Genomic DNA, 14,385 nt, shown 5'->3' on the forward strand with positions numbered 1-14,385 from the left:
AATGCGCTGCCAAACATTATTTTGAAGGGAAAATCAAGGGAATAACGGATTTCCTTGTTTTTTTATGATGTCATAAGCCTGATTTTGGCATCCTCGAGTGAAATAGCCGCCTTTTCCAATTCGATTAAAGTTCTTATCAAGCTGATGATGGTTTGCATCTTACCATAAAGGTTGGTTGTCTCTTCTTGTCAGCGCAGCAGACTTCTCGGAAAGTCGTCTTCTCATGTGTTATAATGGAAAGAATGTTACTTGAGCGGAAGGAAGCGGGTGAACAAAGCTTTGACTAGAAATGACGGTCAGCTATTGAAGCTGTTAGAAGGCAATATCAGGGAGCATATGCAGCAGGTTATTGTCGAGCGCGGCTGGGAATATTTTCGTAAAGGCTATGTTCGAAAAGTGGAGGTGCATGATCAGCATTTGCTGACAGGCGTCGTTGCAGGGTCGGAGCTGTATGCGGTAAGCATTGATGTGATGGATTTTGCATATAGCAGATGTACGTGTCCGTATGGCGGGTTCTGCAAGCATATGTCCGCCGTATTTTTTGCTTTTTGCGATCAAAATCAGGCGCTTCATGGCACTCCGGAGTCTGCGTATCGGCGCCTGACCGGGCTTCAGCCGGAGCCTGCGCCGCGGGCGGCTGTCGTTGTGGAGCAGCGGGGGAGAGCAGCCTCTACCCCGGGCATGGATGCGTCTCCTGCAGATTGGCAGGAGTGGATGGAGCAGGAGTATGGCGATTCATGGCGCGTATGCCGCCACTCGCTGCACTCCTTGCAGCCCGTGCTGTCTGCACTCAAAGGCACGTCCAAAGACTGGGATAAAAAAAAGCAGCGCCTGCACTGGATGAATGTCATTTTATTCGTGCTGGATCAGGCGGAGCTGGCGATTAAAGCGGTAGATTCATTCAGCCGCTATTATCACGAAATGTCGTTCGTCCGTATGGCTGAGCCATGGCTGGAGCATTATTATACGCTCGTACTGGAGCTGTCTCCTGCCGAAATGCTGGAGGATGAGCGTGAATGGGCCGATGCGGTTGTTGGATATGCCTATAACCGAGCTCTGCGCAAGGAGCAGCAGCTGTTCGACTGGCCTTATATTTATTTGGCGCTGTGCGGGAAAATGTCGGAAAACCGGGACTGGCAGCAGCGTGAGCTGGCTTCGATGCTCGCATCGGCAGGTGAGCAGACGGAGAACGCTGACGAGCAAGTAAACGACACGTTTATTCATACGGCGATTGCGATGATGTATTTTTTCGATGGGCAGGATGAGGAAGCTTTGGCCCATTTCGGGAAAACGGATTTTAGAGGCTCGCAAAAAATGGTATATACATGCGCAGCTCAGCGGCTGGAAGCAGGCGACTGGGAGCCGTTTGAGGCGTGGATGACCTATCTTTACAAGCAAATTTATGCGATTCGGAGCGGAAGGACAGTGGGACCGTTTCTAACTTTATGCCGCCGCGCGGATACGGATCAACCGGACAATTTGAAATGGACGTCCTACATGACGTCGCTGCTGCCGCATTCTTATTCGGAGCTTACGGAGCATTGGTTTGCGCAGAAAAAATACGAGGAATGGGCTGAGCTGCAAATGCTGATTGGCGCCCAGCCCGATGATTTGCCGATTCAGGATGTGCGCGAGGTGTCAAAGGTGAACCCGCGCGTCATGATGCCGCTCTATCATCAGGCCATCGACAATTGGATCAGCTCGCGCAATCGCCAAGGCTATCGAATGGCGGTGAAGCAGCTCAAAAAGCTGGAGCGTATATATAAAGCCGAGAAGGAAATGGACAGATGGCAGGTTTATATTACGGGCGTCAGCCGTAAATACCAGCGGCTGCGCGCGTTCCAAGAGGAGCTGTGGAAAGGAAAAATTGTGACATGAGAGCATCTATTGGCACTGGAATTTTAACGATGGACGCCTGCTGGATGAAAGCGGAGAGCGGCGAATACCGGATAGCTCTGTTTGCTAGCGACCAGCAGGAGTCGGCGATACGTCTGCGTTCCGTGCTATTCGCTTGGCACAAAGCATCCTGGTACGGCACGGAAGTGGAGGATACCCAGCATGGCGATCGCAAGGCTTTGCTGCTGTCGCCGCTGCTGGCGGTCGATTATTTGTCGCAGCCCAAGCATGCACGGCTGCTGCAGGTAGAGTGGACGGAGCGAGCCCAGCGGCTGAGAGAGCTGGCTTCCCTGATTCGGGAGGCACTGCTGCAAGGCTGGTTTATGCCGGATTGGAGCGGCTGGTCGGAGGAGCAGCGGGCTTGGAAGCTGAATGTGCCGGAAACGAAGACAGGCGGCGAGGCAAGTGCGTTGTGGGAACGGCTTATTCAGGAAGCTGGGCATGCGGGAGATGTTGAGGTGCAGCGCTGGCTAAGCCTGGCGGTAGAAGAGGTTTTGCAGCAGCCGGATAGCTTGGCTGCGGAAGCGTGGCAGAAGGTCGGCACAGCTGCTGGCGGCGAAATCGTCGTTTTGCGCAAAGCGGCCGAGGAGGAAGATTGGCTGATTGCGCTTGGGCTGCGTAAAGATTCGCTGCCGTTTAAGGTGGCTTTGCAGCTCGTGGAGCCGGGCGAGCAGCCGGAATGGACGCTGCGGCCGGCTTTGCAAAGCCGCAGCGGCGGTGCTTGGCTGCCGCTAGTACGCGGCGCTGCCGGAGCATGGGAGCTGGCTGCGGACAGCGAGCCTGAATTTTCGCCTTCGTGGAAGGCGGGGACGGAAGGTTTAGTGCCTGCTGAGGCTGAGGCGAGTCTGCCCCAAGAGTGGCTGCCCCTGCTGCCCGCAAAGCTTGCGAAAGAGGAAGCGAAGTGGGTTAGCGCATTGCCGGGCTGGCAGGATCCGGCAGCAGCCGGACAAATCAAGCTGCGGCTGTCGGACAATGAAGCATGGAGCTTCATGGAATCGGCAAGCTTGACGCTGCTTGACGCGGGCTGTCCCGTGCTGCTGCCAAGCTGGTGGGAAGCCGTTAGATCACGCAAGCTGCGGCTAAAGGCGAAGGTGAAATCATCGGTTGGATCGGATGCGCAGCCGATGTTCGGACTCGACCAAATCGTGCAATTCGATTGGAAAATGGCGCTCGGCAATGTCGATCTGTCGGAAGCCGAGTTTATGCGCCTCGCAGAGGAAAACCGGCGCCTGATGAAAATTGGCGGCGAATGGGTGCATCTAGATCCGCAGGATGTGGCGCAAATCCGCAGCTGGGTTTCGAAAATGGGTAAGAAAAGCGGTTTGTCCTTCCGCGATGTCATGGAAATGCACTTGATGGGCGGAGCTGTACTGGAGGAAGAGGAGGAGCAGGTCCATGACCTGCGGGCCGAAGTAGAGCTCAATGAACATCTGTCCAGATGGCTGGAACAGCTTCAGCATACGTCGGAAATTCCGCTTATCGACAAGCCGGAAGGTTTCCTTGGCGAGCTTCGTCCTTACCAGCTGCAAGGGGTTTCTTGGCTGTTGTTTTTGCGGAGATTCGGCTTTGGCGGCTGCCTTGCAGACGATATGGGTCTCGGAAAGACGATTCAGTTCATGGCTTATCTCGTTTATGTGAAGGAGCAGCGCGAGCAGCAGCTTAAGCTCGGAGCTTCCTTGGCATTCGCTCACGCGCCTTCGCTGCTTGTATGCCCAACTTCGGTAATCGGCAACTGGGAGAAGGAGCTGGAGAAATTTGCTCCGCAGCTTAAGGTTCATCTTCACTATGGCCCGAAGCGGGAGAAGGGGGAAGCGTTCGAGGAGGCTGTACGTGACATGGATCTGGTCATTACCTCGTATTCGCTGGCCCAATTGGATGAAGAGGATTTAGGCGCCGTATCTTGGGATGCATTATGTCTGGATGAGGCGCAAAATATAAAAAACATTTACACGAAGCAGTCGGCAGCCATTCGCAAGCTGCCTGCAAGGCACCGGGTAGCGCTGACGGGCACACCGATGGAAAATCGGTTGACCGAGCTGTGGTCCATCTATGATTTTATTAATCCAGGTTATTTGGGCGGGGTAAATGAGTTCCGCAAGGAAGTTGTCGCTCCAATCGAACGGACGCGGGATGAGAAGATGATCGCAGGCTTGCAGCGCTGGGTGAAGCCGTTCATGCTTCGCCGCATTAAGAAGGACCCGGCTATCCAGCTGTCGTTGCCGGAGAAGTTCGAAGGCAAGACATATATTTCGCTAACGGCAGAGCAAGGCGCGATGTATGAAAATATTGTTTCAGATCTGCTGGAGAAGCTTGATACGCTAGGAGCGATGCAGCGGCGCGGTCTTATTCTGGCTTCCTTGACCCGGCTTAAGCAGCTTTGCAATCATCCCGGCCTGATGGAAGGGGATAACGGCGGAGCGAAGCAGTGGGAGGAAGATCGTTCGAACAAGGTCGCCCGCCTGATGGATATGGTGGAGGAGGTCGCTGCCGAAGGGGAGCGCTGCCTGATTTTTACCCAGTTCGTTGAGATGGGCCATCAGCTCAAGAAGCTGCTGGAAGAGCGGCTGGGCACGAGCGTTCCTTATTTGCATGGCGGAGTGCCCAAAATAAAGCGTGACGAGATGATTCAAGGCTTTCAAAATCCCGAGCAGCCTTGCAGCGCTTTCGTCCTTTCGCTTAAGGCTGGCGGTACGGGACTCAATCTTACAGCGGCCAATCATGTATTTCACTTTGACCGCTGGTGGAATCCGGCGGTGGAAAATCAAGCAACTGACCGCGCCTTCCGGATTGGGCAGACGCGCGAGGTGCAGGTTCATAAGTTTATTACGCTGGGCACGCTTGAGGAGAAAATCGATGAAATGATTGAACGCAAGCAGTCGCTGAATGACCAAGTGGTCGGCCAGTCTGAGCAGTGGATAACCGAGCTGTCTACAGATGAGCTGAAGGAATTGTTTGAGCTGCGGAAAAACTGGCTGAAAGGATGAGTGCCAGATGGCGGAAGAGAAGCTGAGAGACCAGCTAACGAAAGTAATGGCCGAGCGCCGCAAGCGCAGCGGCGAAGGAACAGCCGAGGCCGAAGTAGGTCAGTTGCAGGCCCAAGCGCTGGGAGTGGCTTCTAGCGAAGCATGGAGCACAGCTTCAAATGCATCAGGAGACGTGCCTAACGATGCACGAAACGAAGCATCAAGGGCTGAGGAGCTTGGGGCGATTAACCCTTTGCAGCCTTCGGATGATCAGCTGAAGGTGCTTCCTGAGACTAGTTCAGCTGAACAATCGAATGAGGAATGGAAGGCTTTCTATGACGCTGTCAGCCATTATGTTGCGAAGATGCGCGACTGAGCTCAGGGCTGCTTAGCGAAAAAAATGGAAGAAAGGACGGGGTTTATTCCGTCCTTTCTTCCATTTCGTGTATGGAACAGCCTAGATGAATACGCTAGGGCAACAATATCCAGTTGCGGACCCGACTTGGCTTGGCTTAGTTTGTATCGCTAAGCTTAGATTGGAGTTAGCTTAGTTTCAGTCAGAAAGCTCATCAAGCGTCATGCCAAGGCTTGGCGCCATATGCGCGAGAAACCATTCGACCTCGGGCATGCTTAGCGCAGCCAGCGCTTGTTCGGTTTGTCCCCGAGCCACGAGAAATTCGCGATTGCCTGCTGATAATTCATAGAGGCATTTCAAGTAAGCGTCGAGCAAATCAGCGGCTTTCACCATCGCTTGAAGCGTTTGCTCCTCGGGAGAAAGGCTGCCGTGGTGCTTGCCGAGCAGCGGGCCGTAGGTTTTCTGCATAGGCTCAGGAACCATCGCGAGCAGCCGCTCAGCGGCGAGGGCTTCAAGCTCGCGAAAGCTGGCGAGCATTTTAGGATTATGATGCTTGACGGGGGTAGGGATATCGCCAGTGAACACCTCCGTCGCATCGTGAAACAAAGCGAGCGTCACCGCGCGATCGGCATTAAATTGTTTGGCAAAAAACGAATTGCCGATTTCGCATAGCATATGCACGAGCAGGGCAACGCGGAAGGAGTGCTCGGCGACGTTTTCCTTTGTCGTATTGCGCATGAGGCTCCAGCGCTCAATATAGTTCAGGCGGTACATATAAGCAAAAAAATGACTGTCCATGAGATGCTGACTCCTTTGTGCGATAAAATAGATATGAAAGCAAAAGACGATTGCTGTTCTATGCTATTATAAAGGCTGAACGCAAGGGCAGCTAGGCTGCGCCTGCATCTTGATTTTATTTTTATTGAAAATATGGCTTATATAGACTTCTAGAACCTAGCAAAAGAGGGATGGCTTACGAAAGCGTTTGGACTAGCTTTTAACCGTTATTTTGAGCAATGGATGTTCGTTATTATTCCCGTATCGCTAATTGTTGGATTTATATTTGCCGATAGGCTGAGCAGCATGGTGGCGGCCGTGCCTTATTTGTTCGCTTATGTGACATTGACGATGGCGCTTGGCTGCGGGGTGAAGGAGCTTGGTGCGGTCATGAAGAAGCCGGGCGTGCTTGCCTGGACGTTTCTGCTCGCCCATGTGCTCTGTCCGATTATCGCCTATGGCCTTGGGACGCTGCTGTTCGGTGCATCATCGCCTTATGTGGTGGGGCTCGTGCTGTTTACTATTATTCCGCTTGGCGTGTCTACGGTTCTATGGGTCGGCATGTCAGGCGGCAGCGTACCGCTCATGCTCGCAATGGTCGTTATCGATTCGGCATTATGCCCATTTGTCGTTCCGGCAGGGCTCCATTTATTTTTCCAAACGGCAGTAGAGGTAGAGAGCGCGCCGCTGATGCTGGACCTGCTGCTCATCATTGTGCTGCCAACGCTGCTTGGCGTGCTGCTCCATCAATTGAGCCGCGGGCGGCTGCTGGAGCAGGTTAAGCCTGTCGCAGCACCCCTTTCAAAGCTGTGCTTTGTGGCGGTAGTCGCGCTGAATGCAGCGGCAATTGCTCCCTATACCGAGCAGCTTAAGGGCGACCTGTTCAAGCTGCTGCCGCTCGTTGTGCTGCTCGTCTCGCTATGCTACGCTGTCGGCTTTATCGGAACGATGCGTGCAGTAAGCAAAGAGGTGCAAATTACGGTATCGTTTGCGACAGGCATGCGCAACATTTCCTTAGGCATGGTGCTGGCGCTCGGCTATTTCAGCCCGCTGGCTGCTGTGCCGGTTGTTCTGTCTATTATGGTGCAGCAGCCGCTGGCAACGCTCCATCATTTTATATTGCAAAAGATGCAAAAAAGGAAAGAACACTTAGAGAAATCAATGATTATACGTTAGGGAGGTTTATCATAAGTATGTGACAAGCGAAAATGATACAAGAACGAGGCTGTCGGTTTGGTAAAACAGTTGATAACTCACTTCATGTAATGCTCATAGGAAGAAGGAGTTTCCAAGCCTAAGGTGATTTTGAGACCTTGGCTTTTTTTAAAATTCATGGCCTAATAAAAAAGCGCTTGCATAAAAATGAATTCATGTGTTATAACCAATTTAGAACAAAATCTAATCGTTTAACATAAAGGAGTGACGGTTTGTCGACTATTAGCATTAAAGACATCGCTGCCAAAGCCCAAGTTTCAACCGCCACAGTCTCTTATGTCATAAATGGCACGCGAAATGTCAGCCGAAAGACGCGCGAAAGGGTCGAGCAGGTCATTGAGGAGATGAACTACAAGCCTAACAATGCGGCTCAGAGCTTGAAGCGCAAGCGGACGAATACGATTGGAGTCATTGCAGAGGATGTGACGGTGTTTAATGTGCCGGAGATTATCGACGGCATCAACGACTGCGCAGATCGCCTCGACATGCATATATTGCTGACCAACCTGCGGCTGGATAAGCGGATAGGCCGCCAGTTCGACCAGGTGGACGCTTACCGCAAATATGCGGAAGATGCCGTGTCCGAGCTGCTTGGCAAGCAAGTGGACGGCATGATTTATATCGGCGCGCATCCCCGTGATTTGACGGGATTGTTCGATACGGAAGGCAAGCCCATCGTCTATACGTATTGCTATACGCAAAACGATGTGTCCATTCAGTACGACGACGAGCAAGCTTCTTTTGAAGCCATCAGCTATTTGACCAGTAAGGGCCACTCCCGAATTGCAATCATCAGCGGGGCGGTGGATTCCATGCCCTCGCGGCTGAGATTGGGCGGTTTCTATAAAGCGATTACGGCATTCGAGCTGCCATTCAATCCACAGTGGATTAAAATGGGCGACTGGGAGGCAGAATCCGGCTACCGGCTGGCGAAAGAGCTGCTGGAGACACCCGAGCCGCCTACGGCTATTGTGGCCATGAATGATGTTATGGCTGTCGGCGTCATGCGGGCCGCGAAGGAGCTGGACATCCAAATTCCTGAGCAGCTGTCGATTATCGGCTTCGACAACCGCGAATTTAGCGAATATGTAAGTCCAAGTATTACAACGATGGATCTTCCGCTTCATGAAATGGGATTTAAGGCCATGGAGGCGCTGTCGCATATCCTGCAAGGAGAGAAAGTCGAAACGGGCGAGAAGCCTGTCTGCAAGCTGATTGAACGGGATTCAGTAGCTGAGCTTGCCACATGAATAGGTACCCTGATTATTAAAAATGAGTATGACAATAACGGATGGTTGCCCACTACCTGCTGCAATACGGAAGTATATGGTGAAAAACGGTACCATCCGTTACTTTTCAATATAAATCTAAACGTTTAACTTTTAATTGTAAACGCTTACCAATGTACAGCTATAATCCGCAAGGATTAAGCATAAAAAACGTTCACGGGGGATGATGGAATGCAAAAAGGGAGATTGGGTATAACCGCAAGCATTTTAGCAGTCACAATGCTGATGGCGGCTTGCAGCAGCGGAAATGGGAATGGAGGGGCTGCACCAGCGAACAGCGGAACGACTGAGCCGTCAGCAGCAGCTTCCGCAGAGACGGTGGCGCCTGCAGCAGACCCGGTCAAGCTGACGCTGTGGACGTTCGTCCAGCAGCATGCAGACTTCTACACGTTTATGGCGGATGAGTGGAACAAAAACAATCCAGAACAGCAAATCGCGCTGGACGCTCAAACGATTCCTTATGATGACATGCATACACGTCTGCTGCTTGCTCTGCAATCGAATGAAGGGGCACCGGATTTAGTCGATATTGAGCAAAGCAAATTCCCGAATTTTATGAAGGGAGAGGTTCAGCTTGCGGAGCTCAATGATATCGTTGATCCAGAAATTCCGAATATCGTTAAATCCCGCGTCGATATTTACAGCAAGGACGGCAAGTATTATGGCGTAGATATGCACGTTGGCGCAACGGTCATGTATTACAACAAGGAGCTGATGGATAAGGCAGGTGTCAACCCGGATGATATTAAGCTGTGGTCCGATGTTGAGAAATACGGGAAAACGGTAGTGGAAAAAACAGGCGTGCCGTTCATCACGTTTGAAGGCGCGGGCAACTGGTCATGGTGGCCGGCCATCAATCAGCTGAAATCCGATCAGGTGGGCCCGAATGGTGAAATAACTGTTGATGATCCGCGCAATATCGAAGCGATGACTTTCTTTAAAAAGCTGGTAGATGAAAAAATCGCAGCTGTCTCACCAGGTGTTGGTCATGATACGCCAGAGTACAAAGCCTTTATGAACGGCGGCGGAGCAGCATCGGTATTTATGCCATTTTGGTTTATGAACCGTTTCACGGATGAAATGCCTGATTTGAAAGGCAAAATGATCATTCGTCCAATGCCGGCATGGGAAGAAGGCGGCAATCGTTCAGCAGGCATGGGTGGAACCGGCTTGTCGATTACTGTTCAGACGAAAAATTTGGAGCTGTCCAAAAAATTCCTTGCTTATGCGAAGCTGTCCAAAGATGGCAACATTCAAGTATGGAAGCAGCTTGGCATGGACCCAATCCGTACCGAAGTATGGAGCGATCCAGCAATGGCGGAGCCAAATAAATTTACCGACTACTTCGGCACAGATATTTTCAAAACATTGACTGAAATCAAGGATGAAATTTATCCGGTTAACATTCGCGAGACGTCGCCAGTTGTGTTCGACGCTGTACGTAATGAAATCGTTCCTAAAATATTCCAATTCAATGAAGATCCAGCAACCGTAATTGCAGAAGTCGCAGCTAAGCTTCGCAAGGATACAGGGAAATAATCAATTAATCTATTAACCACAGAGCTAAAGAGCAATTCGAGAGGGACACAGGTTTTTAGCAAGACGCCTGCGCTCGCATGGCTGCCAGTGCTCTAGCCGAGAGGCTGCAACTTAAGCCCGGCTTGCTCAGGCAGCCAGCGCAAGCGCTGCGACTATACAGAAAACGTTAACTATAAGAGACTGCGACGAAATAAAGTACCGCTAATTTCCTCGCAGCTCCTAAGTATGCGCAAGTCGGAGGTGAAATCAGCATGAATGCCAACACGGGCAGGCTCGCCCTTAAGAAGCAAAAAACAGCGCCCAGGCGCATGAATTCGCAGAAGCTTGCTCCCTATTTGTTTATTTTGCCGTTTATCGTCTCGTTTCTGCTGTTTTTCTCATATCCGCTCATTCATGCGGTCATTATGAGCTTTCAGCAGGTGCTGCCAGGCGATGTGAAATTTATTGGCTTAGCCAACTACCGCAAATTGTGGAACAGCGACTTTTATCAGGCTTTATGGAACAATTCGCGTTATGTGTTTTGGACGCTGCTTGTGCTCATTCCGCTGCCGCTCACGCTTGCGGCACTGCTGAACTCCAGCATTATGCGGGCGAAAAACTTTTTCAGAGCCAGCTTGTTTATACCGGCTTTGACCTCCATTGTGGTCGCGGGCATTATTTTCAGGCTTATTTTTAGCGAGCTGGATGGGGCCATTATGAATTCCTTCATTTCGCTGTTTGGCCTTTCCAGTCAAAAATGGCTGCTTAGCCCCTCGCTTAGCATGTTCGCGCTAGTCGTGCTCGCCACCTGGCGTTGGGCAGGCATTAATATGCTGTACTTTCTGTCGGCGCTGCAGGGCATTCCGCGTGAGCTGTATGAATCGGCGGACATGGACGGTGCGGGCACGCTGAGCAAGTTTTTCAAAATTACCATTCCGCTCCTAAAGCCGATCACCATTTATGTTTTCACGATTACCATTTATGGCGGTTATGCGATGTTTACCGAAAGCTTTATGCTGTGGGGGAGCCGGGGGTCACCGCAAAATATTGGCCTGACGATGGTCGGCTACATTTATCAACAAGGCTTTCAGTACTTTGATCTAGGCTTTGGTTCAACGATTGGGATTACGCTGCTGGGTATCACCTTGGTCGTTAGCGTCATCCAGCTGAATTTGCTCGGATTTTTCAAAAAGGAGGATTAGGGAGATGGCTGAAAAAACGGGGAATAAAGGGTTCTCCCTCCTGCTGGTGCTATTGTTCGGGGCGTTTGCAGTGCTCGCGCTGTTCCCGCTGTTTGCACTGCTGCTAGCTTCGTTTAAACCAGCGTCAGAGCTGTTTCGTTACGGACTGAATGTGAGGCTGGACTTTGATGTGATGACGCTGGCCAACTACAAAATGATTTTTTCGGGAAAAGGGGGCTCGCAAAATTATTTCGACTGGTATCGCAACAGCCTTGTCATTACGCTCTTGTTTACCTTCCTGTGCCTGCTGCTTTCCTCGATGGTTGGTTACGGGCTAGCGATGTACCGCTTCAAAGGAAGGGCGCTCGTATTTACACTCGTGCTTGCCGTCATGATGATTCCGGTGGAAATTATTATTCTTCCGCTGTATAAGCTGTCGATTGACCTGCTGATCATCAACTCGATTTGGGGCGTTATATTGCCATTTGTCGTAGCGCCGCTGCCGATTTTCTTTTTTCGCCAATTTGCGATTGGGCTGCCGAAGGACTTTATGGATGCGGGCCGCATAGATGGCTGTACGGAATTCGGCATTTTCTTCCGGATTATGGTTCCGCTGATGCTGCCTGCTTTTGGCGCGATGACGATTTTGCAAGCCTTGTTCAGCTGGAACAACTTTTTGTGGCCGGTCATCGTACTGCGCTCAACTGAGAAATTCACCTTGCCGATTGGCTTATCTGGCTTGCTGTCGCCTACGAGCAACAATTATGAGGTGCTGCTTGCAGGCTCGATTATGACGATTATTCCGATTTTGGTGCTGTTCTTATTTTTTCAACGCTTTTTCATAGCAGGACTTACAGTAGGCGGCGTTAAAGGCTGACCATAGATAGAAGAGGAGAGGAAGAGAATGAATAACCAAATGAATGAGCAGCTGCAGGAAGGAATCAAGCTAGCGGATCGCTCAAAACCGCTAACCTTGGACAAGGTGAGAATTAGCGACCCGTTCTGGTCCGACTATATTCGGCTTGTGCGCGAGGTGGTTGTGCCTTATCAATGGGAGGCGCTGAACGACCGGGTGCCGGAAGCTGAGCCAAGCCATGCGATTCAAAATTTCAAAATCGCCGCTGGCGAAGCGGAAGGCGCTTTCCACGGCATGGTATTCCAAGACAGCGATGTAGCGAAATGGCTGGAAGCCGTCAGCTATTTGCTGGAAACAGAGCCCGATCCCGCGCTGCAGCAAGTAGCAGACAGCGTCGTGGAGTTGATTGCGAAAGCCCAGCAGCCTGACGGCTATGTAAATACGTATTTTACGGTGAAGGAGCCTGAAAACCGGTGGACGAATTTGGCGGAATGCCATGAGCTTTATTGCGCGGGCCACTTGATAGAAGCGGCAGTCGCCTATAACAAGGCAACGGGCAATGAGACGATTTTGCAGGTAGCCTGCCGTTTTGCAGATTATATTGATCGTGTATTTGGACGGGAACCCGGCAAGCTGAACGGCTATGACGGTCATCAGGAAATTGAACTGGCACTTGTGAAGCTTTACCATGCGACGGGAAAAGACCATTATTTGGCGCTAAGCCGTTATTTTATAGAGCAAAGGGGCGCTAAGCCGTCCTTCTATGAGCAAGAGTGGGAGAAGCGCGGGCGGAAGGTTCATTTTCCACAACTGGACATCGCCCATGATCTGCCCTACAGCCAGGCTCATCTTCCGGTACAGGAGCAGGAGCAAGCGGTTGGCCATGCGGTACGTGTCGTCTATATGTGCACGGCGATGGCCGATTTGGCCGCTGAAACGGGAGATGAAGCCTTGCTGCAAGCGTGCAAAAAGCTATGGGACAACATAGTAGCAAAGCGCATGTACATTACAGGCGGCATTGGCTCAATGGCGGAGGGAGAAGCTTTTACTTCCGATTATGATCTGCCGAACGATACGGCTTACGCCGAAACATGTGCCTCGATCGGCCTGATTTTCTTCGCCCACCGCATGCTGCAAATCGAGCCGGACAGCCGCTACGCGGATGTGATGGAGCGGGCGCTTTACAATACGGTCGTCAGCGGGATGGCGCGGGATGGCAAAACCTTTTTCTACGTCAATCCGCTGGAGGTGAATCCTTCACAGCTGGCCGGGAATAAAAATACGCATCATGTATGCGGGCAAAGGCAGGGCTGGTTCGGCTGCGCCTGCTGTCCGCCGAATATCGCGCGTTTGCTGGCTTCGCTTGGGCAATATGTGTACACCGTACAGAAATCAGCCATTTATGTGCACTTGTATGTAGGGGGAGCGGCAACGCTTGAAGTAGCGGATACGGAAGTGCAGCTTGAACAGAAGTCGGCCTATACCTGGGACGGTGAAGTCAGCTTTACGATCAGCACTGCGCGTCCGATTGCGTTTGCGCTCAAGCTGCGTGTTCCGGATTGGTGCGGTGCAGCATCGTGGGTCGTTAATGGTGGCGAGCCGCAGCAAATTAAAGGCAGTGACATCGACAATGGCTATGCGCAAATTGATCGTGTATGGCAAAGCGGCGATACGGTAGAGCTCGTATTTACGATGCCGATTCACCGGATGAAAAGCCATCCGCTAGTGCGCGAGAATGCCGGCAAAGTGGCTTTGCAGCGCGGCCCCTTCGTTTATTGCTTGGAGGAAACGGACAATGGCGAGCAGCTTTACCAATTGGCGCTGCCTGCGGGAAGCGAGCTTAGTACCGCTTTTGAGCCTGCTTTGCTAGGAGGCATGCAGACGATTTCGGTGCTCGGACAGCGGCAGGTTTCGGAAGGCTGGCAAGGACAGCTGTACCGTCATAATGCCGATTGGCAGCAGGAAGCTGCCGAGCTGAAGTTTATTCCGTATTTTGCTTGGGCTAATCGCGGTGCAGGGGAAATGGCCGTTTGGGTGAGAGAAACGACATAGAAGTAAATGGAAGTATAGTTGATAGAAGTGTAGTTGATAGAGACCTAGTTGATCCATCCTATAGCGTTCACAGCATGAAATGGTTTGCCTGATGAGGGAGTGAGGTTTACTCCCCCATCTACCCTATTGCCAGCAGCAGGCTAACGGAGTCGCAGCTCTGAGTGGTAGGGTCTTTTTTTGATGGAAAAAAGCGCTGAGAGGAGGTGGTGTGGGGATTACAAAGCGGCAAGGCGGCACAGCGGCATACCGGCGTACCATACCGGAAGTGCAAGACGCTGCCCCA

Annotated in this window: 10 protein-coding genes; 9 read left to right on the forward strand and 1 reads right to left on the reverse strand. The window is 51.6% G+C overall.

Annotated elements, in window-relative coordinates; genetic code table 11:
* The first annotated feature begins 267 nt into the window (after nt 1-267).
* From AC50Y5_RS01325 to AC50Y5_RS01335, 3 genes are read left to right on the forward strand one after another with little or no spacing between them, the layout of a single operon-like run.
* Nucleotides 268-1,878 (forward strand): SWIM zinc finger family protein, encoded by a 1,611-nt coding sequence (locus AC50Y5_RS01325; RefSeq protein WP_056030264.1) that lies wholly within the window; start codon nt 268-270, stop codon nt 1,876-1,878.
* A complete protein-coding gene (locus AC50Y5_RS01330) occupies nt 1,875-4,880 on the forward strand; it encodes a DEAD/DEAH box helicase (RefSeq protein WP_494857937.1) in 3,006 nt (1,001 codons plus the stop codon). Before AC50Y5_RS01325 ends, AC50Y5_RS01330 begins: the two co-directional genes overlap by 4 nt.
* A 7-nt stretch (nt 4,881-4,887) precedes the next feature.
* On the forward strand, nt 4,888-5,235 hold the full coding sequence (locus AC50Y5_RS01335) for a hypothetical protein (protein ID WP_494857941.1): 348 nt from the start codon (nt 4,888-4,890) through the stop codon (nt 5,233-5,235).
* Between the two features lie 177 nt (nt 5,236-5,412).
* Here the strand turns inward: AC50Y5_RS01335 and yfbR are convergent, their stop codons facing one another.
* Nucleotides 5,413-6,012, reverse strand: a complete 600-nt coding sequence (gene yfbR, locus AC50Y5_RS01340; RefSeq protein WP_056030255.1) for a 5'-deoxynucleotidase — start codon at nt 6,010-6,012, stop codon at nt 5,413-5,415.
* Nucleotides 6,013-6,234: 222 nt separating this feature from the next.
* Between yfbR and AC50Y5_RS01345 the strand changes: the two genes are divergently transcribed.
* The 6 genes from AC50Y5_RS01345 (at nt 6,235) to AC50Y5_RS01370 (ending at nt 14,102) form a co-directional block, all read left to right on the forward strand.
* On the forward strand, nt 6,235-7,167 hold the full coding sequence (locus AC50Y5_RS01345) for a bile acid:sodium symporter family protein (protein ID WP_494857948.1): 933 nt from the start codon (nt 6,235-6,237) through the stop codon (nt 7,165-7,167).
* Nucleotides 7,168-7,418: 251 nt separating this feature from the next.
* On the forward strand, nt 7,419-8,456 hold the full coding sequence (locus AC50Y5_RS01350; RefSeq protein WP_494857950.1) for a LacI family DNA-binding transcriptional regulator: 1,038 nt from the start codon (nt 7,419-7,421) through the stop codon (nt 8,454-8,456).
* 210 nt (nt 8,457-8,666) lie between these two features.
* Complete coding sequence (locus tag AC50Y5_RS01355) at nt 8,667-10,034, forward strand: ABC transporter substrate-binding protein (protein ID WP_056030245.1); 1,368 nt, start codon at nt 8,667-8,669, stop codon at nt 10,032-10,034.
* Between the two features lie 251 nt (nt 10,035-10,285).
* Nucleotides 10,286-11,215: a carbohydrate ABC transporter permease gene (locus tag AC50Y5_RS01360; RefSeq protein ID WP_056030242.1), complete on the forward strand. Its 930-nt coding sequence runs from the start codon at nt 10,286-10,288 to the stop codon at nt 11,213-11,215.
* A 4-nt stretch (nt 11,216-11,219) separates the two neighbouring features.
* Nucleotides 11,220-12,071, forward strand: a complete 852-nt coding sequence (locus tag AC50Y5_RS01365; RefSeq protein ID WP_056030239.1) for a carbohydrate ABC transporter permease — start codon at nt 11,220-11,222, stop codon at nt 12,069-12,071.
* 27 nt (nt 12,072-12,098) lie between these two features.
* Complete coding sequence (locus AC50Y5_RS01370) at nt 12,099-14,102, forward strand: glycoside hydrolase family 127 protein (RefSeq protein ID WP_494857953.1); 2,004 nt, start codon at nt 12,099-12,101, stop codon at nt 14,100-14,102.
* Nucleotides 14,103-14,385: the final 283 nt, after the last annotated feature.

Source organism: Paenibacillus sp. JT22N7, from assembly GCF_059383875.1.